The organism is Agrobacterium sp. 5Ca50 (assembly GCF_055381905.1).
The window spans coordinates 2381559-2404495 of sequence record NZ_AP026438.1; the positions used below are offsets into that span (position 1 = coordinate 2381559).

Below are 22937 nucleotides of genomic sequence, written 5' to 3' on the forward strand. Positions count from 1 at the left end.
TCACGCGGATTTGCAGAGAAGCTCTTCGTTGGCATCCGCCAGGCATGGATCGAACGGTGCAAAGGAAATCTTTGCGCCCTTCACCGTGGCAACCGTATCGGCCGGAATCAGTTCCCACGTCTCGTCCCGATCGCCGAAGGGCTCCGATGCAACAGCCACACCATCCGGCATGCGCCGCCAATAGAGCGACGGCGGCCGTTCATCGCTCGACCAGCGAAACGCATGCATCGTATCGCCATTGGCCAGAACCGCACTAAAACGGATGGGTTGGTCAACATTGGAAGAGCGCAGGATATCGAGGCAGGTCAGCAAGGTGCGTGAGAACGCCGAGATCGGATCAGCCGCCAGACCAAATCCCGCAGCGATCAGGAACATTGCCTCACTATCGCTGCTGCCGCTGCGTGCAGCATAGACATCATCAGGAATGAGCGCCTCGACCTTGCGTTTGACATGTTCGTAGCCACCAATCTGGCCATTATGCATGAAGAGGTGCCGATCAAGCCCGAAGGGATGGCAATTCGCCATCGACACGCCTCCGGTGGTGGCCGAACGCACATGTGCCAGAAACATCTGTGCCTGGATTTGGTGACAGAGCGAGGTCAAGTTGCGGTCAGACCAAGCGGGCAGAATGCCCTTATACATGCCAGGTTCCTTGCGGTCCCCGTACCAGCCAATGCCGCACCCATCGCCGTTAACAACGGTTTTGGCCTCGCGCGCCGCCATTGACTGGCTGATGAGTGAGCTCTCAGGCTCGATCAACAACGTGTCGAGCCAGACGGGTGAACCTGAATATGCAAGAAAACGGCACATAACTTTGGTTTCTCGTGTTTTTGCTAACAAGCAGCCACATTATAGAAAAATATGGCGCGAATTGATTAATGATTAGAAAAAGCGACTGCGCAACTCAAACACAGACAATTTTTGAAACAAAGCGCGATCACTGCGAAGACACCTTGCGCGATACAACCAGTGATTTCCCGCTGTAAAAAACGCCACGCACCTCTGCATTTCTTCTGAAAGCTGATAGAGCCGAACCATCTTCTTTATCAGCGCAGAATTTCAATGACCGCAGCCCCATCCTCGATTAGTTTTCGTGAGCGTATCGCCCTCTATGCCCTGCTGACCTCGTTGACCTCGCTCAGCATCGACGCGCTGTTGCCGGGCCTGCGCCAGATCGCCGATGAGGTCGGTACTGCACCGCCGCTATCGACCCAGCACATCATCTCGCTGTTCATTTTTGGCATGGCCTTTGGCGAATTGTTTCTGGGACCAATATCGGATGCATTGGGACGCAAGAAAGCGCTGGTTCTTGGCCTTTGCGTCTACGCAGCGGGAACGGTCGTAGCCATGCTGGCCGGATCACTCGAGATGGTCATTCTCGGCCGATTTCTTCAAGGTGTTGGCGTATCCGGGCCGAAGATCGCAACCCGCGCCATGATCCGTGACCAGTTTGAGGGCAATGACATGGCACGCGTCATGTCTTTCATGTTCACCCTGTTTATCCTGGTGCCGATGCTGGCCCCTGCGCTGGCGCAGGGCATCATTACCCTGTCGGGATGGCGCACGGTTTTTGCCATTTATCTTGTCATGGCAATGGTACTGGGCCTGTGGATGCTGATCCGACAACCGGAAACTTTGCCCGTTGAAAAACGTATCCCCTTCCGGCCAAAACTGCTTTTCAGCAATGCCGCGCGCATCCTCGCCAACCGCCGAGTGTTGCTGCTGATCATCACCACGGGCGTCGTATTTGGCGCGCAGCTTCTCTACCTCAGCACTGCGGCAGATCTGTTCTTTGATGCTTACGGCATCAAGGAAACCTTTCCGTTTTATTTTGCCGCATTGGCGACCGGCATCGGGCTGGCGTCATTCCTTAACGCAAAACTCGTCCAGCGTCTTGGCATGGAGGTGATGGCTCGCGCCGCTTTCGTGGCTTTGGCAATCACCGGCTTCCTGATGCTGCTCACCACCCTCTTGTGGACGGGTCATCTGCCGCTCACCGCCTTGATGGCATTCGGTTTTGCGGCATTCTTCGCAATCGGCATCCTGTTTGGCAATCTCAATGCCATGGCTATGCGATCGCTTGGACAGGTTGCTGGCCTCGGCGCATCCCTCATCGCTTCCGGATCCAGCCTTGTTGCCACGGTTTTTGCAGTAGTGATGGGCAGTTTTTACAATGGAACAGCAACCAATCTGGCTGCTGGGTTTTTTGTCGCCGGTATTATCTCGCTAATATTGGCAGAACTTGCCCTGCGCAGCGACGCCTCACCGATTGAAGCCCTGCGATAGGCACAACAGCCCGGAACACTGAAGCTCCGGGCTGTTGTGATATGGTCGTGTTGTCAGCGATCTCGACCTTGATCAGGCCTGAAGAACCACCACGCGTGCGCCAACCGGCACGCGCTCGAAAAGATCAATCACATCGTGGTTCAACATGCGGATACAGCCGCTCGACATGGCGTGGCCGATCGACTGCGGCTGGTTGGTGCCATGCAGACGGAACATCGTGTCGTTGCCACCGCGGTAGAGATAAAGCGCACGTGCGCCGAGCGGGTTGTTCGGACCACCCGGCATGCCGCCAGCATATTTCAGGTTCTTGGGGTCACGGCGCATCATGTTCGCAGTGGGTGTCCAGCTTGGCCATTCCGACTTCCGGCCAATATAGGCATCACCCTTCAACGCCAGCCCCTGACGACCAACGCCAACGCCGTAACGCATCGCACGACCTTCGCCCATCACGTAATAGAGGCGGCGGGCTGGCGTATCGACGACGACGGTACCAGCCGGATGTGCTGTTTCATATGCCACTTCCTGGCGGCGCAATTCCGGCTTGATCTTGTCAAGCGGCATGGCTGGAAGCGGGAACTTTTCAGCAGGCTTCGCGGCATACTTCTGCGTCATTGGAACACCGGTGCTCGCGCAACCGGCAACGAAAAGCGGCAATCCGAACAGTACCGCACGGCGTGAGATGGACATATAACCCCCGTCATCCAATCGAATATGAACAAGAGGTATAATTTTATGGTTAACAATGTACTAAACCCTTACGCGAAAGGTTAATCTTTTCCTCTTTGATGCATTTCCCCTTCTTCGTATTTTTGACGCGGCGCGCCACGCCTCGATTTTGTGCGCTTTGACTGGCATTTCTTCGTTCGCCCAAACTCAAAAAATGCAATTCAGAGTAAAAAATAAGCAATCGCATTTTTATCACGCAGACAGTTCGCAAAGATAATATTTGCCGCCCCGGAACCTTTGCGCAAATGCCGAATTTTTACACAGATCGGGCAATGCAAATTCCTGATTTGCGTGGGCTTTTTCTTGAACCAACGAATAAAAAATCTTTTTGCTGAACTGCGCATGGTTCTTGCATTGCTTCTGTCGTTGTATTCAAATGGTAAAAAATGGGGAACATACCGTTGGCATTTGACGAAATGATAAGTGCGGACAACGCTCCGCGAAGCCCATATCAAAACTATAACGAGTGGTACGACCGCCAGGACAGGGCGCACCTGATCCGCAAGTCAGAAGACGCAGAAAAGATCTTCCGAAAAACCGGCATTACCTTCGCAGTCTACGGACATGCCGACAGCGCCGAAAAGCTTATCCCCTTCGACATTATTCCCCGCATCATCTCAGGCCGTGAGTGGAGAAAGCTGGCACAGGGTATCGAGCAGCGCGTTCTCGCGCTCAACTCTTTCCTTGATGATATCTATCACAAGCAGGAAATCATTCGCGCCGGACGTATTCCGCGAGAATTGATCGAGAAAAACGAAGCCTTTCTTCCGGAAATGATCGGCTTCACACCACCGGGCGGCGTTTACACCCACATTGTTGGCACGGACATTGTCCGCACTGGCGAAGACCAGTTTTACGTGCTGGAAGACAATGCGCGTACACCATCAGGTGTCAGCTACATGCTGGAAAACCGCGAAACAATGATGCAGATGTTTCCGGAACTTTTCCACGAGAACAAGGTACAGCGGGTTGAGGATTATCCGTATCTGCTGCGTCAGTCTCTTTCGTCTCTGGCACCACCCGGTTGCACCGGCAAACCGCGTGTCGCCGTACTGACACCCGGTATCTACAACTCCGCCTATTATGAACATTCCTTCCTGGCCGACATGATGGGCGTGGAACTGGTGGAAGGGTCTGACCTTCGGGTGATGGATGGCAAGGTCAAGATGCGGACCACACGTGGCTACGAGGCCATCGATGTGCTCTACCGTCGCGTTGACGACGACTTCCTTGACCCGCTGACCTTCCGTCCGGATTCGGCACTGGGCATTCCCGGCATCATGGATGTCTACCGCGCAGGCAACATCACCATTGCAAACGCGCCCGGCACCGGCATTTCCGACGACAAGGCGATCTATTCCTACATGCCTGAAATCGTCGAGTTCTACACCGGCCGCAAACCACTTCTTGAAAACGTGCCAACCTGGCGCTGTTCTGAACCGGACAGTCTGAGATATGTGCTGGATAACCTTGCCGAACTAGTGGTCAAGGAAGTCCATGGTTCCGGTGGTTACGGCATGCTTGTTGGTCCGACAGCCAGCAAGAAAGAACGCACTCTGTTTGCTGAAAAGCTGCGTGCTCGACCCGCAAACTACATTGCCCAGCCAACACTTTCGCTTTCAACAGTTCCCATCATGGTAAAGAACGGCATTGCCCCGCGCCATGTCGATCTGCGCCCTTATGTTTTGGTTTCCGACAAGGTTCGCATTATCCCCGGTGGCTTGACGCGCGTTGCGCTGAAGGCCGGCTCGCTGGTTGTAAATTCCAGTCAGGGCGGCGGCACCAAGGATACATGGGTACTGGAGGACTGAAGCATGCTGGGACGGACTGCAAACGGACTTTATTGGATGTTCCGGTATATCGAGCGTGCCGAAAACATCGCACGCCTCATCGATGCGGGATTGCGCGTTTCTCTGACACGCAGTGGCACCGGTGATGAAGACTGGGACGGCGTGTTGCAAAGCGCTGGTGTGCGCGAAAGTTTTGCCGAGATACACGAGCGCGTCACCTCAAGTGACGCCATCGATTATCTGTTACGAGACAGCAGCAACCCCTCCAGCGTGATGTCGTGCATTGAAGCGGGTCGTAACAATGCCCGCATGGTGCGCACCGCACTAACACGGGAAACATGGGAAGCAACCAACGAATTCTGGATTGAGGTGAAAGCCATGCTTTCCCGAAAGGTCAAGGCAGCCGAACTTCCACAATGCATCGACGCCATCAAGCAACGCGCCGGACTGGTGCGTGGTGCATTCCATGGCTCCATGTTGCGCAACGATCTCTACAATTTCTCGCGCATCGGCACCTTCATTGAACGTGCTGACAACACCGCCCGAATTCTGGATGTCAAATATTATGTGCTGTTGCCGGCGGCCAGCCATGTCGGTTCTTCGCTGGACAACGCTCAGTGGGAATCCATTCTGCGCTCCGTTTCGGCGCATCGGTCCTATGGGTGGGTTTATGACGCTGAATACAAACCTGCAAACATCGCCGACTTCCTGATCCTCAATGGTCGAATGCCGCGCTCACTCGCCTATTGCTACGAAAAAATCGTCAGCAATCTCGGATATCTTGCTTCAGACTATGATGAAAAGCACAAGGCGCATGAAACCGCCGATGCTATTCGCGCAAGTCTTAAAAGCACGACGGTAACCCGCATCATGGATGGCGGCCTGCACGAATTCCTTGAGGAGTTTGTTAACCGGAATAACCAGCTTGGCCAGGAAATAACGGAAGGGTACCGCTTCTATCAATGAGCGGGAAACGGATGGAACAATGCGTCTGAAGATAAACCACGTTACCCGCTACACATATGATGCCCCTGTACCCTACGCCTTGCAGCGTGTGCGCCTGACACCGACAACGGGACCGGGCCAGACAGTAAGACATTGGGCGGTCAGCGTTGAGGGGGCAACAGTTGAAGCCAACTACGACGACCATTTCGGCAACCGTGTGGAACTTGTCGAACTTGAAGGACAAGGTCAGACCGTGACCGTGACGGCATCGGGCGAGATCGAGACGGAAGACCGCGCCGGTGTCTACGGTCCGCACAACACCTATGCGCCGCTCTGGTTGTTCATGCGCGAAACGCTACTGACAAAACCTGGCAAACTGATCCGAGAATTGGCCCGCAATGCGAGCGGTGAAAACGAACTTGCGAAACTGCATGGCCTGATGGAGACCATTCACCAGACTGTTGAATATTTGCCTGGTTCAACCGACAGTGAAACAACTGCCGAACAGGCGCTGGAGGCGCAAAAAGGCGTCTGTCAGGATCACACTCACATTTTCATTTCCGCTGCTCGAATGCTCAACATTCCAGCGCGTTACGTATCCGGTTATCTGCTGATGGATGGCGTGAAAGAACAAGCCGCAACCCACGCATGGGCGCAAGCCCATATTACCGGGCTTGGCTGGGTTGGTTTTGATGCCGCCAACAACCTCTGCCCGAACGACCATTACGTCACAATCGCCTCCGGCCTATGTTACCGTGATTGTGCGCCTGTTTCCGGCATGCGGATTGGGAACTCGGCGGAGGATCTGAACGTCTCGGTGACTGTGGAGCAGGCCCAAAGCCAGTCACAGAGCTAAGGCGGACGCCGGAATGGCAGACGGCAAACACGACATTACCACGCTGGACTTTTACACCCGGGAGGCAGATGCCTATACCTCGCGCGGCGAAAAACCATTGCATGTACAGTTGACACAGTTCCTGTCTCAGCTTCTGCCGGGCGCCAGCATTCTTGAACTGGGGTGCGGGGCCGGACAAGACAGCGAAGTGATGATTGCCCAAGGGTTTGACGTGCATCCCACTGACGGCACGGCGGAAATTGCACAAGCCGCAGCGCTGAGGCTTGGCATCCCCGTCAAAACTCTGCTGTTTCACGATATCGATGCCAAGCAGACCTATCATGGCATATGGGCCAATGCCTGCCTTCTGCACGTACCCCGTGCCGCACTTGGTGGCATCATCCGTCGCGTTCACGCTGCCTTAAAGGACGGCGGCATTTTCTACGCCAGTTTCAAGGCAGGGGAAAAAGAGGGGCGCGATCAGTTTGATCGCTATTTCAACTACCCCTCGGAAGCCTGGCTACGCGAGGTCTATGACCAATGTCCCTGGGCCAGCCTGTCAGTGGTGACGGCGAACGGCAGTGGCTATGACAGGCAACCCACACAATGGCTTCAAGTCACTGCGGTTAAACCCTAACCGTTCCGTTTCGCAAGAACGCCACCCGGTTGATGCGCATGTGCTGCTGGCCCTCCCGGAATAATTGGTATCTGGCCACCACGAATTTTGGCAACGCGAGCATTCATCCAATGCCGGATGACGCTGCGATATAACAGGCCCTTCAACCCGGTGATCGCCTGTCTATGCTGGCGATAAAAGACATCCGGACTGTCAAACAGGCCGAGATCGGCATTGATGCCGGTTTTCTGAATGTAGGTGCCGCGACCATTCCATTCAACGGCCGGCGCCTCAAGACAATCGGTGCCTGCACCGTAACCACACAGTGATGTACCCTGCCCCGCAAACCGACCCTGCAAAATTTTCAGAAATGCCGCGTCCAGAATGAAACCCTCAAGTTCCACCCAAGTGCCCTCATGATACACCTCCACCCAGCTATGCAGTATATTGTCAGGCGCAAGTCCATAGACCAGTTCCGGTACGACGCCACGCTGCAAACCCTTATGGATTGTAAAACCATGCAGGCGGCACGGGATGTTGACAGCGCGTAACAATGCCATCAGCAGCGTCGCCTTGGTGTTGCATTGGCCGTAACCATCAGCCAACACATCACTGGCCGGAATATCGTCAGCACTGTTGTAGCCAAACCTGATTTCGTTTCTGACATAGTCATAGACCACGCCAATGCGGGCATAAGCAGACAGCTCATTCCAGCCTCGCGCTTTCACCAGCGCTTGAATACTACCCGATCCGAAATTCAGCAAAGCGGTTTCTGCGAGATATTTCCTTGCTTCGTCTTCCATCATGACGCCATCCTTCAACTTCATGGTAAAAACCTACAAGCTACAGCGACTAGAGGTTCAAGCGCTAATTTGAAGAGAGCGGACGCAGAAACGTGCTTGACACGTTACTTGGACAACGGAGGAGACCATGCAACCACCAAATGCCATTCTCGAAACGGTGATTTACGCCGATGATCTCGATGCAGCAGAGCGCTTCTATCACGACGTATTCGGGCTTGAGATTGTGCGAAAACTGGCCGGGCAATTTGTATTTTTCCGCTGCGGCCAACAGATGCTGCTGATCTTCGACCCTGGGAAATCTCGCATCGCCGATCCCTCCAATCCCATCCCGCGTCACGGCACCACTGGCAGCGGCCATTTCTGCTTCCGGGTCGATAGCAAGACCGAAGTCGACAGATGGAGAGACCATTTTCTGTCACTGGGCATTGAGGTAGAGCACTATCAACGCTGGAACAACGGTTCTTATTCCGTCTACATCAGAGACCCATCAGGCAACTCTGTGGAGGTTGGTGAAGCCGGGCTCTGGAACCCGCAATAACGCATACAAAAGCAAAAGCCCCGAACCGCGAGGTTCAGGGCTTTTGATCGTAGTCAAAGAGCGCGGCATGCGCGCTCGGGAAATCAGAGCTGCTTTACCGCAATGATTTCTTCAGCTTCAACCTTCAGCGGGTTCTTGAGCGGCAGACCGAAACCGGCAGCTTCAATCTCGAACACGTCGCCAGCCTCGGGCTTTACGCCATCCGCGAAGGACAGGGTTGCCGTGCCGAACATGTGGACATGCACATCGCCCGGTGCGCGGAACAGGCCGTATTTGAAATGGTGGTATTCAAGGTTCTCGAACGTATGGGACATGTTGTCCTCACCCGACAGGAACGGCTTTTCGAAGATTGCCTTGCCGTTTCGAAGAATGCGCGATGTACCGCGAATGTCGGCAGGTGGCGCACCAACGCGGATTTCCGGGCCGAAGCTTGCAGGACGCAGCTTGGAGTGTGCCAGGTACAAGTAGTTGACCCGCTCTGTCACATGGTCGGAAAACTCGTTGGAAACAGCAAAACCGATACGGAAGGGCTCGCCCTTGTCCGAGATAACGTAGATGCCAGCCATTTCAGGCTCTTCACCACCGTCCAAGGCGAACGAAGGCGACAGAAGTGCAGCACCCGGTGCGGTGGCAACGTAACCGTTACCCTTGTAGAACCACTCCGGCTGAACGCCCTTTTCGCCAGCCTTCGGCTTGCCGTTCTCAAGACCCATCTTGAACATCTTCATGGAGTCGGTCAGCGTTTCTTCCGCCGTATCGTTGGCCTTCTTGTGCATGCTGTCACGCGTTGCAGCGGAACCGAGGTGGGTCAGGCCGGTGCCGGTCAGGTGCAGGTGGGCAGGATCCGGATGGGTGATCGGCGCCAGGAAACGACCTTCAGCATAGGCCTTCTCGAGATCGACAACATCGCCAAGACCATGGGCCTTAACAACATCAGCAAGGCTCTTGCCGCTGTTTGCGGCTTCGATTGCCAATGCATAAACGGAATCAGCATTGTTGACGGCACGCGCCTCGCCAGCGTCTTCGCGAACAGCGACGACCAGCTTGCCACTGGCATCCTTGACCTGTGAAATCAGCACGGTATTTCCTTTCCCGGCATTAAAAGCTTTAGACATGAACACGGCCGCTGAACGGCCGTGAAAAACCTCTGTAGTGAGGATGGAAGGCTGATCCGAAGATCAGCCCTTGTTCTTGTTGTAGACGTCGAAGAACACCGCAGCCAGCAGCACGAGGCCCTTGACCATCTGCTGGAAGTCGATGCCAAGACCGACAATCGACATGCCGTTGTTCATCACACCCATGATGAACGCGCCGATTACCGCACCGGTGATCTTGCCCACGCCGCCGGATGCCGAGGCACCACCGATGAAGCAGGCCGCGATCACGTCAAGCTCGAAGCCCACGCCGGCCTTCGGCGTTGCCGAGTTGAGGCGGGTTGCGATGATCATGCCAGCGAGGCCGGCCAGAACACCCATGTTGACGAAGGTCAGGAAGCTCAAGCGCTCGGTGTTGATACCGGAAAGCTTGGTTGCCTTTTCGTTGCCACCCAGCGCGTAGATACGGCGGCCGATGGTCGTGCGACGGGTAATGAAGCTGTAGAAAGCAATCAGCACCAGCATGACGATCAGAACGTTCGGCAGACCACGGTTGGCCGACAGCTTATAACCAAGGAACAGGATCGCAGCGGTTACCAGCACGTTCTGGATAACGAAGAAGCTGAGCGGCTCAACATCGATACCATGGCTCTGGTTAACCACACGGCGACGCCAGCTGAGGAAGAACATAACCAGCGGAATCAGGATGGTAATGATCATCGATGTGGTGTTGAGACCTTCGATGCCACCGATATCCGGCAGGAAGCCGGTGCTGATGATCTGGAAGTCACGAGGGAACGGACCGATGTTCTTGCCACCCAGCACGAACAGCGTCAGACCACGGAACACCAACATGCCCGCCAGCGTCACAATGAACGATGGAATGCGGTGGTAGGCAATCCAGTAACCCTGTGCCGCACCGATAACGCCACCGACAGCCAGACAGACAATAGCTGCCAAGAGCGGGTGCCAGCCCCATTGAACGGTCAAGATAGCCGCAATCGCCCCGACGAAGGCCACGATTGAACCGACCGAAAGGTCGATATGCCCTGCCACGATGACCAGCAACATGCCCAGCGCCATGATGACGATGAACGAGTTCTGCAGCACGAGGTTGGTCAGGTTGGTCGGAGCAAACAGAATGCCACCGGTATAAACCTGGAAGAACAGCATGATCGCGACGAGCGCAAGCAGCATCCCGTATTCCCGGATATTACTCCGCAGATAGGACGAGATGGAAACGACGTTGCTTTCTTCGGTATTGGTATTGGCCGAACTCATGAGTTCTTCTCCCCTGAGCGCATGATAGCGCGCATGATGCTTTCCTGGCTCGCCTCTCCCTTCGGCAGTTCAGCGACGATGCGTCCTTCGTTCATAACGTAGATGCGGTCGCAGTTACCGAGCAGTTCAGGCATTTCTGACGAGATCATCAGAACGCCTTTTCCATCGGCGGCAAGCTGGTTGATGATGGTGTAGATTTCGTATTTCGCACCGACGTCGATACCGCGCGTCGGTTCGTCGAGGATAAGAACCTCGGGGTTGGAGAACAGCCACTTGGACAGCACAACCTTTTGCTGGTTGCCGCCGGAGAGATTGACTGTTTCCTGGAAAATGCCATGTGAACGGATGCGCAGGCGCGAACGGAAATCCGTTGCGACCTTCATTTCCTTGATATCGTCGATGACGGATGCCTTAGAAACACCGGCAAGATTGGCAAGCGTGGTATTGTGCAGAATGTTGTCATTCAACACCAGACCAAGATGTTTGCGGTCTTCCGTCACATAGGCAAGCCCGGCATCAATCGCCTTGCGAACCGTGCTGACATCCACCGGCTTGCCATCGATCAGCACGTCTCCGCTGATCTTGTGGCCATAGGACTTGCCGAACACGCTCATGGCGAATTCGGTACGTCCTGCACCCATCAAGCCTGCGATACCGACCACCTCGCCCTTACGGACGGTAACATTGATATCATGCAAGACCTGACGGTCACGGTGCTGCTGGTGGAAGGCGTTCCAATTCTTGACCTCAAGAATGGTCTCGCCAATCGGCACGTTGCGTGGTGGATAACGATCTTCGAGATCGCGGCCCACCATGTTGCGGATGATGACGTCTTCGCTGATCTCTTCCTTGTGACAGTCCAGCGTCTTGACGGTCATGCCGTCGCGCAGAACCGTGATCTGGTCGGCCACTTTACGCACTTCGTTTAGCTTGTGCGTGATGATGATCGAAGTCAGACCCTGATTGCGGAATTCAATCAGCAGGTTGAGAAGAGCATCGGAATCGCTTTCGTTGAGCGAAGCTGTCGGCTCATCGAGAATGAGCAGCTTCACGCTCTTGGACAGCGCCTTGGCGATTTCAACAAGCTGCTGCTTGCCCACGCCAATATCGGTAACCAGCGTTTCAGGCGATTCTTTCAGCCCGACCTTCTTCAGAAGCTCACGCGTGCGATTGAACGTCTGCTGCCAGCTGATCACGCCATTGGTGGCGATTTCATTGCCCAGAAAAATGTTCTCGGCAATCGACAGCAGCGGCACGAGCGCCAGCTCCTGGTGAATGATAATGATGCCAATATCTTCACTGTCATTGATGGCGCGGAAATTACGCACCTGACCTTCGTAATGAATTTCGCCGTCGTATGAGCCCGCGGGATATACACCGGAAAGAACCTTCATCAAGGTCGATTTTCCTGCGCCGTTCTCACCGACGAGTGCGTGAATTTCACCCTTGCGAACCTTGAGGTTCACATTCTCCAGCGCTTTAACGCCGGGGAACGTCTTGGTAATATTCCGCATTTCGAGAATGGTATCGTCCATATCAAAATCCAGCGCCGGTTTAATCCGGCGATTTTTTCAAACAAAATCCGGGGGAGAAGACGATGCTCCACCCCCGGCATTCAGAAACAGATTACTTCAGCTGGTCTTCTGTGTAGTAACCGCCGTCAACCAGAACTTCCTTGTAGTTGTCCTTGGTTACAGCAACTGGCTTCAACAGGTAGGAAGGAACAACCTTCACGCCGTTTTCGTAGGTCTTGGTGTCGTTAACTTCAGGTTCTTTGCCCTGCATAACGGCATTGACCATGCCAACGGTAACCTTGGCCAGCTCGCGGGTGTCCTTGAAGATCGTGGAGTACTGTTCGCCAGCGATGATCGACTTGACGGACGGAACTTCAGCGTCCTGACCGGAAACAACCGGCAGCGGCAGATCGCCAGAACCGTAGCCAACGCCCTTCAGCGAAGACAAGATACCGATGGACAGACCATCGTAAGGCGACAGAACTGCATCAACCTTTGCATCTGTGTAGAATGCGGAGAGCAGGTTATCCATACGGGCCTGGGCCGTTGCTGGATCCCAACGCAGTGTACCAACCTTGTCCATGCCGGTCTGGCCAGACTTTACAACAAGCTTGCCGCTGTCGATGTAAGGCTGAAGAACAGACATCGCACCATCGTAGAAGAAGAATGCGTTGTTATCGTCTGGAGAACCACCGAACAGTTCGATGTTGAACGGGCCCTTGCCATCCTTGAGGCCGAGCTTGTCCGTGATCGAAGTTGCCTGCAGAACGCCAACCTGGAAGTTGTCGAAGGTTGCGTAGTAGTCAACGTTGCCGCTGTTACGGATCAGACGGTCGTAAGCGATGACCTTAACGCCCTTGTCAGCAGCCTGCTGCAGAACGTCAGACAGTGTCGTGCCGTCGATCGAAGCGATAACCAGAACCTTGACGCCCTTCGTTACCATGTTTTCAATCTGCGAAAGCTGGTTCGGAATGTCGTCGTCAGCATACTGCAGGTCTGTGGCATAGCCAGCGTCCTGAAGCTGCTTGACGATGTTGTTGCCGTCGTCGATCCAGCGTGCAGAGGACTTCGTTGGCATTGCGATGCCGACGGTGCCCTTGTCCTGAGCGAATACAGGCGCAGCAAAGCTTGCAACGCCGATGGCACAGGCTGCCATTAACGAGACGATGGATTTCATAAATCTCTCCCTTTGAACCCTTGTCAGGCGCGCCCCAGGCGCCGCCTTCAAATCCATGCCAGAATTGTAAGGAGGCAGATTTGGACAGGACGGTTTTTTACTTATCAGTACGCCTGCCCGCCGCTCCTCCACGGCACAGGTGCAAACTGTTCTGAATCCATATAACTGTCAAATAGAATATCTGGCGTTTGTCATATCAATTCTGATATATTAAATCGATATAACACCCGAAATTGGCGAGATGTGACATTATGAGCAACTCCAGAGAGCAAAACGCACTTGATAGGGATGATTTTTTCTCAGCAGTCGAGGATAATCCACTTTTGCGTGCAGGCTTGAAGATGGCCCATCTTCGTATGCTGGTCATGATAAAAGACCATGGACAAGTCAGCGCTGCGGCGGCAGCCCTCAACATGACGCAGCCGGCCGCATCACGCATGTTGTCCGAAATGGAATCAATCGTCAAAAGTCCACTCTGTCAGCGCGCCTCCCGTGGCGTCGTCTTGACACAGTTCGGTGAGGCTCTGGCCCTTCGTGCCCGCAAGATACTTTTGGAACTGCGCGAGGCCGGGCGCGAACTTGCCCAGATGAAATCCGGCAGCGGCGGATCGGTGTTTATCGGCTCGGTCACGGCACCCGCCATCAGCATGGTGGTACCCGCCATCAGCCGCGCCGTGGAGACTTATCCGGGCATTGAAATCAACGTGCAGGTGGAAACCAGTAACGTGCTGGCACGCGATCTCTTGGCCGCTCGTCAGGACTTTATCATCGGCCGTATACCCGAAGACCTGAACCCGGCTCCGTTCAACGCCCATGAAATTGGCGTCGAGCGCGCCTGTCTTCTGGTGCGAAAGGGCCATCCGTTACTCGACAATGGCCCTGCCCGCCTGCAGGATCTGTCAAACTTTGACTGGGTTTTCCAGCCACCGGGTGCCCTGCTTCGTCGCACCATGGAAGAGATTTTTGTGGCGAATGGCGCACCGATGCCCCGCAACATCATCAACACACCATCCGTGGTACTGACCCTGGCAATCGTCTGCAAAACCAACGCCATTGCACCGCTCGCCTATGACATGGCGGAGTTTGTGGCCGGGCAAAGCTCGCAGGTCGGGGAAATTCGCATTCTGCCAACCGACTTTGAGCTGAACCTGAAACCCTACAGCCTGATCACCGCAAAGGACCGTGCCCTACCTCCCAGCGCTCAGCTGCTTTACGACCTTGTTCTGGAAGAAAGCCGCAACGTCGCGTCCACCACCTATTCACCGTTGCAAGCCCTGCGCCATCTTTCCAATGCATAAGGTCTGAAACGGCAACGCTCACCTCAACGAAGGGAGGAAGACATGCTTTTTGGACAATCCGTCTTTCAGTCCGTTGTTGAACGGCTGAACCAGGAAGCGGAAGAACAGGCACAAGAAGAAGCAGTTACACCGCACAAGACGGTTACCGGTTTCACGACAAGTTTTGTGCTGGAGACAGAACGACCCGATCCTGAACGGTTTGGCGCGGCCTTCGATGCCTATCTCGACTTTCTGCCCGATCCACCAGAACCTGAGCCGGAGCCCGAACCGGAACCAATGCCCGCCTACCTGGAGCGGACGTCACTGGCGGACGTTTCCGATGAACTGGCAATCGATGACAAAGACACGGTTGAAAGCTTGTCGGAAAAACGTCGCGCTTTTGCCAAGCTCAATCATCCCGACCGGCTGTCACCCGACTTTCGTGCCAACGCCCATGCCCGCATGACAGCGGCCAACCTGCTGATCGATCAGGCTATCAAGCTGATCAGTCGTTAGCCTCGTCGTCTTTTGCCGCATCAGGCTTTTGTTCGACTGGCGGTCCAGGCTTGAATGTAAACAACAGCATATAGGCGGAATAGGCAGCAACGCCGCCGACAATCGTGCCCCAAAATGCTTCCTGGGTGATAAAGAACTCAATCAGAGACCACACAGTACAGGAGATAACAATCAAAAGCCGCACCCAGAGTGGACGGTAAATCGGATGATTGGTATCAATGAGCTGCATAAATCTCTCCCGTTTGGATCACCCCGCCTGTGCGCTGGGGGGTGTTGTCATTCCCGCCGAGACCATATCTTCATCCATGCGCGACAATGCAAGCCCCATATGCCCCTCAAAAACCAGTTCTGGTTCATTAAGTTCGACGTGAATGGCCGGTAAACCGCCAAAACGCACGGCTTGTGACTGTAAAAGCCCTTCCAGAATGCCGCCTTGCAGCAGATCATAATAGCGTGTGCCCGGCCCGGTGACGAAGACCGGCATATGATCATGAAGACTGAACAGGCGCGCAAGGCCATTGCCGAGCGCAAGTCCGGCCTGCCGGAATGCGAAGGCGGCCATGCGGTTACCATGGCGGGCATTGCTGGCAATCTTGTCCAGTTCGGCCAGCGGCACGAACTTCGCCGGTATCGTGTCCGGCGGCACTTCAAAGGCCGATCGCAAGATGGCGTAAAACCCGCAATAGGCTTCAATACAGCCACGCGAACCACATCGACAAAGCGCAGCGCCCGGCATGTGCAACATGTGCCCGAAATTCGGCGCTACCACTTCAAAGCCGCTTGCCGTTGAACGGGCAATACCAAGCCCGATACTGTGACCAAGCGACAGTGCCGCCAGCATGCCCTTGCCCCCGGTCAACAAACTATCCGGTTTGGTTTGCTGGCGCATCCACAAGGCTTCGGCCACCAGAAGCGTCTCATTGTTGACCGCAACGCGATTTTGCCAGACCTCGGCGAGATCGTCATGAAAATCGACCTGTTCGTCCCCGAGCACCGGCGACCAGACAAGCCGCCCACCGGCCGGATCCACCAGACCCTTGCTGCTAATTGACAAATGGCGGATCGCCTCATGGGTAATGCGCGAACGGCTGGCAAGTCGCGCAAGTCCCGCATTGATTGCCGCCACGAAGTCGCCGCGCCGCGTTTCCTGCCGTGGTTCGGAAAAGCGGTCGATCAGTTTGCCGTTGTAGTCGGCGAGTGAATACTGGATGGCGTCTGATGATATGATGACCACCGCCAGATAGGCGCAGGCGGCATTGGGTGTGAACAGTACACGAGGACGTCCCCGCCCCTGCGCCGACTGCTGCTCGGTGCGCAATATCAATCTGCTTTTTTCAAGCTCGGCCGTAATCGCCGACACGGTGCCCGAGGCAAGGCCGGTAAAGGACGAAATCTCGGTATGCGAAAGATTGCCGTGATGGCGTAGCGCCGACATCACCAGAAGACTGTTCTTCTGACGAACCAGTTCAGTGCTGGATATGGCCGAAAGCGGCAAATTACGTCCCTCATTACGAACAACACAACGCTGCCACCAGCGCCAGATAAGCCCGGCGCCCTCACAGTACAAGTGTTATCCGGCTCCTCCCGAAACCTTGGCTGATCCGACGTGGTTGCGAAGCACTACGTCTGGTTGACAGCTTTCAGAATCTCTGCCATTTAATTTCTCGACTGTCGAGAAAAAATGCATAGGGCATACTCGGACAGCAAATTCAGACAGTAGAAAACGCATGGAGGTGCGGACGCTACCTGTCACACCCGGGAGGACATCATGAAATCATTTGCCAAGTTATTGGCCGGAACGGCTTTACTCGTTTCACTGCACGGCGCTGCCATGGCAGCTGACCTCGTTGTTGGCGTGTCTTGGTCCAACTTCCAGGAAGAACGTTGGAAGACTGACGAAGCCGCCATCAAGAAAGCTCTTGAAGCCGCTGGCGCAAAGTACATTTCCGCTGACGCCCAGTCTTCCGCTGCCAAGCAGCTGACCGACGTTGAAGCCCTGATCTCGCAAGGCGCTAATGCGCTGATCGTCCTGGCGCAGGACAGCGATGCCATTGGCCCAGCCGTTGAAAAAGCGGTCGCTGAAGGTATTCCGGTTGTTGGCTACGACCGTCTGATCGAAAACAAGGACGCCTTCTACATCACCTTCGACAACAAGGAAGTTGGTCGTCTGCAGGCGCAGGAAGTATTCAAGGTCAAGCCGGAAGGCAACTACGTGTTCATCAAGGGCTCGTCTTCTGACCCGAACGCAGACTTCCTGTTTGCGGGCCAGCAGGAAGTGCTGAAGGCAGCGATTGACGGCGGCAAGATCAAGAATGTCGGTGAAGCCTATACAGATGGCTGGAAGCCGGAAAATGCCCAGAAGAACATGGAGCAGTTCCTGACCGCCAATAACAACAAGGTCGACGCCGTGGTTGCATCCAACGACGGTACGGCTGGTGGCGCGATTGCCGCGCTCGCAGCACAGGGCATGGCAGGTTCTGTTCCGGTCTCCGGTCAGGACGCTGACTTTGCAGCCCTGAACCGCGTGGCTCTTGGCACACAGACCGTATCTGTCTGGAAGGACAGCCGCGAACTGGGCAAGGAAGCAGCCAACATCGCGCTGGAACTGGCCGGTGGCAAGAAGATGTCCGAAATCAAGGGCGTAACAAGCTTTGAAGGCGGACCTAAGAAAGTTGCCATGCAGTCCGTGTTCCTCAAGCCGATTGCCATCACCAAGGACAATCTGAATGTGGTTATCGAAGCAGGCTGGATTCCAAAGGAAACCGCTTGCCAGGGCGTAAAGGCCGGTTCGGTCAAGGCCTGCGAATAATCGCATAGGCACCATCCTTTCCAAAGCGCCGCGAAGCAATGTGCTCCGCGGCGCCTTCGGAATGAAATGACCTTTATCAGGTCGTAGTGAGCAGCGGTTTCAGCCGGTAATGCTTAGACATCAGCATGATGTGAGGAGGAACGGCAGCCAATGGCCGACATCACGCAATCAAAATCGTCCCATCCCGCCAATGATGCAGGTCGCAGTTCAATTTCGCGCTTTATCGCGGCAACGGAACTCGACACCCGTCTTCTCGGCATGGTGGGTGCTCTTCTTCTTATATGGCTCGGGTTTCATTTCCTGTCCGGCGGATTGTTTCTCACGCCGCGCAACCTGTGGAACCTCTCCGTTCAGACGGCGTCGGTTGCCGTGATGGCGACGGGCATGGTGCTCGTTATCGTTACCCGCAACATCGACCTGTCTGTCGGCTCCATTCTCGGCTTCTCCGGTATGATCATGGGTGTAATGCAGGCTGAACTGCTGCCGAAGGTTCTCGGCTTTGAACATCCAGCGACCTGGATCATCACACTTGGCATTGGCCTGCTTGTCGGCGCTGCGATCGGCGCACTGCATGGCCTCATCATCGCCTTCATGAATGTGCCGTCCTTCATCGTCACACTTGGCGGCTTGCTGGTATGGCGCGGTGGCACCTGGTTCATCACCAGCGGCCGTACTGTCGCTCCAATGGACAGCACATTCCGCCTGATGGGCGGCGGTACAAACGGGTCGATCGGCGCGACATGGAGCTGGATCGTCGCGGCATTTGCCTGCGTGGCAATCATTGTCGCCATTCTCAACTCACGCCACCAGCGACGCCGTTTCGGTTTTCCCTTGCGCCCGGTCTGGGCGGAATATTTCCTCGGCGCGCTCGGTTGTGCCATCGTGATCGGTGCGGTTGCCGTTGCCAACAGCTACCCATGGCCGGTTGCCATTGCCCGTAACTATGCCGATGCCAATGGCATCGCATGGCCAGACGGCGGCCTGTTCATCGCCCATGGCATTGCCATTCCGGTGCTGATGGCGCTGTGCGTCGGCGCAGTCATGACCTTCATCGCCACGCGCCTGCGTTTTGGCCGTTACGTGTTTGCCATCGGCGGCAACCCGGAAGCCGCTGAACTCGCAGGCATCAAGACGCGCTGGGTCACCGTGAAGATTTTTGCGCTGATGGGAGCACTTTGCGCCATTGCTGCCGCCATTTCCACGGCACGCCTCAATGCAGCCACCAATGCCCAGGGTGAGCTGGATGAACTTTACACCATCGCAGCAGCCGTTATCGGGGGGACCTCGCTGGCTGGTGGTGTGGGCACGATCGCAGGAGCCATGCTCGGCGCGCTCGTCATGCAGTCGCTGCAATCCGGCATGGTTCTGGTCGGCATCGACACCCCGTTCCAGCGTATCGTCGTCGGTTTCGTTCTGGTGGTGGCCGTCTGGCTCGACACCATTTACCGCGCCCGCGCCAAGTAAGAGATTTAGGAGCTTCCGACATGACGGAACAAACCTCTCCCCTCGTGGAAATGAAAAACATCTCCATATCCTTCGGCGGCATTCACGCAGTCGAAAACGCCTCGGTCGATCTTTTTCCCGGTGAAGTCGTGGCCCTGCTTGGGCACAACGGTGCGGGCAAATCGACACTTATCAAGATATTGTCCGGTGCCTACCGCCGCGACCAGGGCGATATTCTCATCAACGGTGAAGCGGCAGACATCCGCAATCCGCGTGATGCCAAGAAATACGGCATTGAAACCATCTACCAGACACTTGCTGTCGCCGATAACGTCGATGCCGCCGCCAATCTTTATCTTGGCCGCGAGTTGAAGACCAAATGGGGCACGTTGGACGATGTAGCGATGGAAGCATCTGCCCGCGAAGTCATGGGACGCCTCAACCCAAACTTCCGCCGTTTCAAGGAACCGGTGAAAGCGCTGTCCGGCGGTCAGCGCCAGTCTGTCGCCATTGCCCGCGCCATTCTGTTCGATGCGCGCATCCTCATTATGGATGAACCCACTGCAGCCCTTGGACCTCAGGAAACCGCTCAAGTCGGCGACCTCATCAAGGAACTGAAAAAACAGGGTATCGGCATCTTCCTCATCAGCCACGACATTCATGACGTGTTTGATCTGGCAGACAGGGTATTCGTGATGAAGAACGGCAAGGTGGTTGGCCATGCCCGCACACAGGACGTTACCAAGGATGAAGTGCTTGGCATGATCATCATGGGCAAGGTACCGGCAGGTGCAACACCCGGCCCCGGCGCCATGAAAAACTGACCTATATTCTTTTCCATTGCTTGACCAAATGAAAAAGCCGCGCTCCGAAGAGCGCGGCTTCTCTCTTTATATATAAGAGAGTGAGTGGTCCGATTAACGGAACAGCGACAGGATGTTCTGCGAGTCCGAGTTTGCAATCGACAGCGACTGGATAGCCAGCTGCTGCTGCGTCTGCAGAGCCTTCAGACGAGTGGACTCTTCGTTCATGTCCGCGTCAACCAGACGGCCGATACCACGCTCAAGCGAAGCGTTCAGCTTGGCGATGAAGTCCTCCTGCATGTCGATGCGGGTAGAAACGGAACCGAGCTCAGCGCCAGCACTTGTCATCTTGGTCAGCGCGCTTTCAATAGCTGTCAACGCCTGATCGAGATAACCGGTAGAAGTGTTTGTAACGTCGAGGTTATTGACCGAAATGCCGAGCGCACCGCTGGTTGCACCGAGAATACCAGCTGTCGTGACGAGAGCGCCAGCAGTGTTGGTGCCGAACAGAACGTTCGCATCGGTGCCGGTCGACTTCATGACATAGTCGGTCTTCTTCACGGAAACGCCGCCGCTGCTGTCACGAACAAAGCCCGAGATAACAGACTGCGTACCGGAACCAGCGATCATGTTTTCGCCAGAGAAGGAAGCAGATTCAGCAATCGACTTCAGCTGCTCCTGCAGCTGCGTGATTTCTTCCTGAACCTTCTTGCTGTCTACGGAACCTTCCTGGGCCGTAACGAGCTTCTTCTTGATTTCTTTCACAACTTCAATTGCGGACTCCATACCGGAGTAGGCGGTATCAACCTTGGCAGCGCCAAGACCGATAGCGTCCTGAACAGCCGAAAGCGCACCATTGTCAGAACGCATGGTAGTTGCGATTGACCAGTAAGCGGCGTTGTCGGACGCTTGTGAAACGCGCTGACCCGTAGAAATGTTGTTCTGGGTCTTCTCGAGGTTGCTGTTGATCGAGCGCAGCGTCTGCAGAGCGGACATCGCGGAAACGTTGGTCAGAATGCTAGCCATAATTTTTTTGTCCCTGTTTTTACGAAATACTGGTTATGGGGACATACCGGACTGATAATATCCTACCGGAGCACAACAGTTCGGCATCATGCCACTCGGCTGATTGCTCTTAATGAACGACCAAGCCAAACCTGCTGCGGATGTAAGGAAATTCACATCCAATTGTTTCAGACTTCTTAATTTCGGGGGTTGTTCACATGGCTGAAAATGGGAAGGGTTAACAATCGCTTAACAAAATTCGCCAAATCTTAAAAAAATGTATGAACAAAAGATAAAAAACATCGCTCACAGGTTAATTTTCAGATTGCTAAATCAGGCACCTCCCCTATTCCATAGGCATGGTCTGGTCACAACTGATTCGGGTCCCTAGCGGCCTCTCCAGAACGCAAGATTCGGCGACAGTCACTCTCTCGAAAACCCTTGTTTTCGGGGCGATTCCGCTATTTCTTGGCATCCTCGCAGGCTGCACGGATAAGGGCGGAATCCAGACATCTGGCGCACCGCAAATGGTGGCAGCCGAACAGGCAATGATTTTCCCTCCGCCTGGCGGACCTGAAATCATGGCCGTGATTAACTACAATTATTCCAATGCCATGAAGCAGGATGTGCTTCTGCGTTCCGAAGGCACCACACCGGGCCAGAATTATCTGAAGATCGAGCTGTTTGGCCCGCAAAGGCAGGGTAGCACCGTAACAGATGGTCTTGGCTTTGAAGGCACGCGCGCCAGCCAGATTGCGCGTGAAATCCGTCGCGAGTTTCCCGGCAAGCGCATTTCGATGTCTCAAGAATATCTGCAAAACAGCTACGGCGCATTTTCCTATGCCGTGGGCAACGGACAGGGCAGCGATCTATGCCTTTACGGCTGGCAGGAAATTCGCTCCAAGCAGGACATGCGCCAGGGATTGCGTAACCTTGGCAAGATCAACGTTCGTGCACGCCTTTGTCAACCATCGGCAACCGTGCAGGAACTGCTGTCACTGATGTATAATTTCACGATCACTGGCAACTATACCAATCCGACATGGAACCCTTACGGCACGCCGCAGGCACCTGATGCAGGTATTGGTCGTTCCAGCAACCCGATTTATCCGGTCACGGCGACGTCCTTCCCGATGCAGCCGGGCTCGCAGGCACCGTTGCCACCACCAACACCACGCCGTGTCGCAGCCCCGGCCAATACAGTATATCAGCCTCAGGCCGTGGCACCGGTCACACCTCAGGCCATCGCAACGCAGCCAAAAGTAAATGTCGCCATACCGTCACCCCTACCTCAAGTGCCGCAAGCAACAAGGCAGGAAACGGCTGTAAAGCCCGAGAAAACGGTCGTCATTCCTTCTCCAGGATGCCTGTCAACAAATGGCAGCACGCAAGGATGTCGTTAACCTTTTTCGTTTAGGTTTTGTAAAGAAATGCCCGTGTGGGCGATAATTACAAAAGCTCAAAAGAGCATGCGAAACA

At 54.9% G+C, this 22937-nt stretch carries 22 protein-coding genes; 12 read left to right on the top strand and 10 right to left on the bottom strand.

The features are described 5' to 3' along the window. Positions 1-810 (bottom strand): class II glutamine amidotransferase, encoded by an 810-nt coding sequence (locus ACZ5FM_RS11620; protein WP_275641753.1) that lies wholly within the window; start codon positions 808-810, stop codon positions 1-3. 252 nt (positions 811-1062) lie between these two features. Here ACZ5FM_RS11620 and ACZ5FM_RS11625 point away from each other — a divergent pair, with 252 nt between their 5' ends. Then, positions 1063-2286: a multidrug effflux MFS transporter gene (locus ACZ5FM_RS11625; protein ID WP_250982029.1), complete on the top strand. Its 1224-nt coding sequence runs from the start codon at positions 1063-1065 to the stop codon at positions 2284-2286. 72 nt (positions 2287-2358) lie between these two features. Here ACZ5FM_RS11625 and ACZ5FM_RS11630 read toward each other — a convergent pair whose 3' ends face one another. After that, positions 2359-2973 (bottom strand): L,D-transpeptidase, encoded by a 615-nt coding sequence (locus ACZ5FM_RS11630; RefSeq protein WP_192488320.1) that lies wholly within the window; start codon positions 2971-2973, stop codon positions 2359-2361. Between the two features lie 440 nt (positions 2974-3413). Between ACZ5FM_RS11630 and ACZ5FM_RS11635 the strand changes: the two genes are divergently transcribed. From ACZ5FM_RS11635 to ACZ5FM_RS11650, 4 genes are read left to right on the top strand one after another with little or no spacing between them, the layout of a single operon-like run. Next, on the top strand, positions 3414-4823 hold the full coding sequence (locus ACZ5FM_RS11635; protein WP_250982030.1) for a circularly permuted type 2 ATP-grasp protein: 1410 nt from the start codon (positions 3414-3416) through the stop codon (positions 4821-4823). A 3-nt stretch (positions 4824-4826) separates the two neighbouring features. Continuing rightward, the gene (locus ACZ5FM_RS11640; protein WP_312945539.1) at positions 4827-5768 is read left to right on the top strand and encodes an alpha-E domain-containing protein; all 942 of its coding nucleotides are present in this window, start codon (positions 4827-4829) and stop codon (positions 5766-5768) included. Positions 5769-5787: 19 nt separating this feature from the next. Beyond that, positions 5788-6603 (top strand): transglutaminase family protein, encoded by an 816-nt coding sequence (locus tag ACZ5FM_RS11645; RefSeq protein ID WP_312945541.1) that lies wholly within the window; start codon positions 5788-5790, stop codon positions 6601-6603. Between the two features lie 13 nt (positions 6604-6616). Further along, positions 6617-7219, top strand: a complete 603-nt coding sequence (locus tag ACZ5FM_RS11650; RefSeq protein ID WP_464038743.1) for a class I SAM-dependent methyltransferase — start codon at positions 6617-6619, stop codon at positions 7217-7219. On the opposite strand, the gene ACZ5FM_RS11655 is transcribed toward ACZ5FM_RS11650, so the two are convergent. Then, positions 7216-8025 carry a transglutaminase-like domain-containing protein gene (locus ACZ5FM_RS11655; RefSeq protein ID WP_464038744.1) on the bottom strand — a complete coding sequence of 270 codons (810 nt, stop codon included), beginning with the start codon at positions 8023-8025 and terminating at the stop codon, positions 7216-7218. The two genes, ACZ5FM_RS11650 and ACZ5FM_RS11655, sit on opposite strands and share 4 nt — an antisense overlap. A gap of 103 nt (positions 8026-8128) precedes the next feature. Here ACZ5FM_RS11655 and ACZ5FM_RS11660 point away from each other — a divergent pair, with 103 nt between their 5' ends. After that, a complete protein-coding gene (locus ACZ5FM_RS11660; RefSeq protein WP_464038746.1) occupies positions 8129-8539 on the top strand; it encodes a VOC family protein in 411 nt (136 codons plus the stop codon). Positions 8540-8622: 83 nt separating this feature from the next. On the opposite strand, the gene araD1 is transcribed toward ACZ5FM_RS11660, so the two are convergent. The 4 genes from araD1 to chvE all read right to left on the bottom strand — a co-directional run bounded on the left by araD1 (position 8623) and on the right by chvE (position 13605). Then, complete coding sequence (araD1, locus tag ACZ5FM_RS11665) at positions 8623-9618, bottom strand: AraD1 family protein (RefSeq protein WP_464040461.1); 996 nt, start codon at positions 9616-9618, stop codon at positions 8623-8625. Positions 9619-9717: 99 nt separating this feature from the next. Beyond that, positions 9718-10914, bottom strand: coding sequence for a multiple monosaccharide ABC transporter permease (gene mmsB, locus ACZ5FM_RS11670; protein ID WP_192488313.1), 1197 nt, complete (start codon positions 10912-10914; stop codon positions 9718-9720). Further along, entirely contained in the window at positions 10911-12449 is a 1539-nt protein-coding gene (gene gguA, locus ACZ5FM_RS11675; protein WP_192488312.1) for a sugar ABC transporter ATP-binding protein GguA, read from the bottom strand. The genes mmsB and gguA overlap by 4 nt, the downstream gene beginning before the upstream one ends. Positions 12450-12540: 91 nt before the next feature. Next, on the bottom strand, positions 12541-13605 hold the full coding sequence (chvE, locus tag ACZ5FM_RS11680; RefSeq protein WP_192488311.1) for a multiple monosaccharide ABC transporter substrate-binding protein: 1065 nt from the start codon (positions 13603-13605) through the stop codon (positions 12541-12543). 251 nt (positions 13606-13856) lie between these two features. On the opposite strand from chvE, the gene ACZ5FM_RS11685 reads away from it, so the two are divergent. Both ACZ5FM_RS11685 and ACZ5FM_RS11690 read left to right on the top strand, forming a co-directional pair. Beyond that, a complete protein-coding gene (locus ACZ5FM_RS11685) occupies positions 13857-14903 on the top strand; it encodes a LysR family transcriptional regulator (protein ID WP_192488310.1) in 1047 nt (348 codons plus the stop codon). Positions 14904-14945: 42 nt separating this feature from the next. After that, the gene (locus ACZ5FM_RS11690; RefSeq protein ID WP_464038747.1) at positions 14946-15398 is read left to right on the top strand and encodes a hypothetical protein; all 453 of its coding nucleotides are present in this window, start codon (positions 14946-14948) and stop codon (positions 15396-15398) included. Here the strand turns inward: ACZ5FM_RS11690 and ACZ5FM_RS11695 are convergent. Beyond that, positions 15388-15627: a hypothetical protein gene (locus ACZ5FM_RS11695; protein ID WP_464038748.1), complete on the bottom strand. Its 240-nt coding sequence runs from the start codon at positions 15625-15627 to the stop codon at positions 15388-15390. The genes ACZ5FM_RS11690 and ACZ5FM_RS11695 overlap by 11 nt on opposite strands. An 18-nt stretch (positions 15628-15645) precedes the next feature. Next, positions 15646-16893, bottom strand: coding sequence for an ROK family transcriptional regulator (locus ACZ5FM_RS11700; RefSeq protein WP_464040462.1), 1248 nt, complete (start codon positions 16891-16893; stop codon positions 15646-15648). Between the two features lie 273 nt (positions 16894-17166). Here ACZ5FM_RS11700 and xylF point away from each other — a divergent pair, with 273 nt between their 5' ends. The 3 genes from xylF (at position 17167) to ACZ5FM_RS11715 (ending at position 20474) form a co-directional block, all read left to right on the top strand. Further along, entirely contained in the window at positions 17167-18207 is a 1041-nt protein-coding gene (gene xylF, locus ACZ5FM_RS11705; protein WP_250982038.1) for a D-xylose ABC transporter substrate-binding protein, read from the top strand. Between the two features lie 150 nt (positions 18208-18357). Next, positions 18358-19671: a sugar ABC transporter permease gene (locus ACZ5FM_RS11710; RefSeq protein ID WP_250982039.1), complete on the top strand. Its 1314-nt coding sequence runs from the start codon at positions 18358-18360 to the stop codon at positions 19669-19671. Positions 19672-19691: 20 nt separating this feature from the next. Continuing rightward, the gene (locus tag ACZ5FM_RS11715; protein WP_250982040.1) at positions 19692-20474 is read left to right on the top strand and encodes an ATP-binding cassette domain-containing protein; all 783 of its coding nucleotides are present in this window, start codon (positions 19692-19694) and stop codon (positions 20472-20474) included. Between the two features lie 93 nt (positions 20475-20567). On the opposite strand, the gene ACZ5FM_RS11720 is transcribed toward ACZ5FM_RS11715, so the two are convergent. Further along, positions 20568-21479 (bottom strand): flagellin N-terminal helical domain-containing protein, encoded by a 912-nt coding sequence (locus tag ACZ5FM_RS11720; RefSeq protein WP_192488304.1) that lies wholly within the window; start codon positions 21477-21479, stop codon positions 20568-20570. Between the two features lie 527 nt (positions 21480-22006). On the opposite strand from ACZ5FM_RS11720, the gene bcsN reads away from it, so the two are divergent. Further along, complete coding sequence (gene bcsN, locus ACZ5FM_RS11725; RefSeq protein ID WP_464040463.1) at positions 22007-22861, top strand: cellulose biosynthesis protein BcsN; 855 nt, start codon at positions 22007-22009, stop codon at positions 22859-22861. The last annotated feature ends 76 nt before the right edge of the window (positions 22862-22937 follow it).

What these genes read in the sequence shown, in the direction of transcription:
- ACZ5FM_RS11620 (WP_275641753.1), bottom strand. Translation starts at nt 810, where the DNA reads ATGTGCCGTTTTCTTGCATATTCAGGTTCACCCGTCTGGCTCGACACG.
- ACZ5FM_RS11625 (WP_250982029.1), top strand. Translation starts at nt 1,063, where the DNA reads ATGACCGCAGCCCCATCCTCGATTAGTTTTCGTGAGCGTATCGCCCTC.
- ACZ5FM_RS11630 (WP_192488320.1), bottom strand. Translation starts at nt 2,973, where the DNA reads ATGTCCATCTCACGCCGTGCGGTACTGTTCGGATTGCCGCTTTTCGTT.
- ACZ5FM_RS11640 (WP_312945539.1), top strand. Translation starts at nt 4,827, where the DNA reads ATGCTGGGACGGACTGCAAACGGACTTTATTGGATGTTCCGGTATATC.
- ACZ5FM_RS11645 (WP_312945541.1), top strand. Translation starts at nt 5,788, where the DNA reads ATGCGTCTGAAGATAAACCACGTTACCCGCTACACATATGATGCCCCT.
- ACZ5FM_RS11650 (WP_464038743.1), top strand. Translation starts at nt 6,617, where the DNA reads ATGGCAGACGGCAAACACGACATTACCACGCTGGACTTTTACACCCGG.
- ACZ5FM_RS11655 (WP_464038744.1), bottom strand. Translation starts at nt 8,025, where the DNA reads ATGAAGTTGAAGGATGGCGTCATGATGGAAGACGAAGCAAGGAAATAT.
- ACZ5FM_RS11660 (WP_464038746.1), top strand. Translation starts at nt 8,129, where the DNA reads ATGCAACCACCAAATGCCATTCTCGAAACGGTGATTTACGCCGATGAT.
- mmsB (WP_192488313.1), bottom strand. Translation starts at nt 10,914, where the DNA reads ATGAGTTCGGCCAATACCAATACCGAAGAAAGCAACGTCGTTTCCATC.
- gguA (WP_192488312.1), bottom strand. Translation starts at nt 12,449, where the DNA reads ATGGACGATACCATTCTCGAAATGCGGAATATTACCAAGACGTTCCCC.
- chvE (WP_192488311.1), bottom strand. Translation starts at nt 13,605, where the DNA reads ATGAAATCCATCGTCTCGTTAATGGCAGCCTGTGCCATCGGCGTTGCA.
- ACZ5FM_RS11685 (WP_192488310.1), top strand. Translation starts at nt 13,857, where the DNA reads ATGAGCAACTCCAGAGAGCAAAACGCACTTGATAGGGATGATTTTTTC.
- ACZ5FM_RS11690 (WP_464038747.1), top strand. Translation starts at nt 14,946, where the DNA reads ATGCTTTTTGGACAATCCGTCTTTCAGTCCGTTGTTGAACGGCTGAAC.
- ACZ5FM_RS11695 (WP_464038748.1), bottom strand. Translation starts at nt 15,627, where the DNA reads ATGCAGCTCATTGATACCAATCATCCGATTTACCGTCCACTCTGGGTG.
- xylF (WP_250982038.1), top strand. Translation starts at nt 17,167, where the DNA reads ATGAAATCATTTGCCAAGTTATTGGCCGGAACGGCTTTACTCGTTTCA.
- ACZ5FM_RS11710 (WP_250982039.1), top strand. Translation starts at nt 18,358, where the DNA reads ATGGCCGACATCACGCAATCAAAATCGTCCCATCCCGCCAATGATGCA.
- ACZ5FM_RS11715 (WP_250982040.1), top strand. Translation starts at nt 19,692, where the DNA reads ATGACGGAACAAACCTCTCCCCTCGTGGAAATGAAAAACATCTCCATA.
- ACZ5FM_RS11720 (WP_192488304.1), bottom strand. Translation starts at nt 21,479, where the DNA reads ATGGCTAGCATTCTGACCAACGTTTCCGCGATGTCCGCTCTGCAGACG.
- bcsN (WP_464040463.1), top strand. Translation starts at nt 22,007, where the DNA reads ATGATTTTCCCTCCGCCTGGCGGACCTGAAATCATGGCCGTGATTAAC.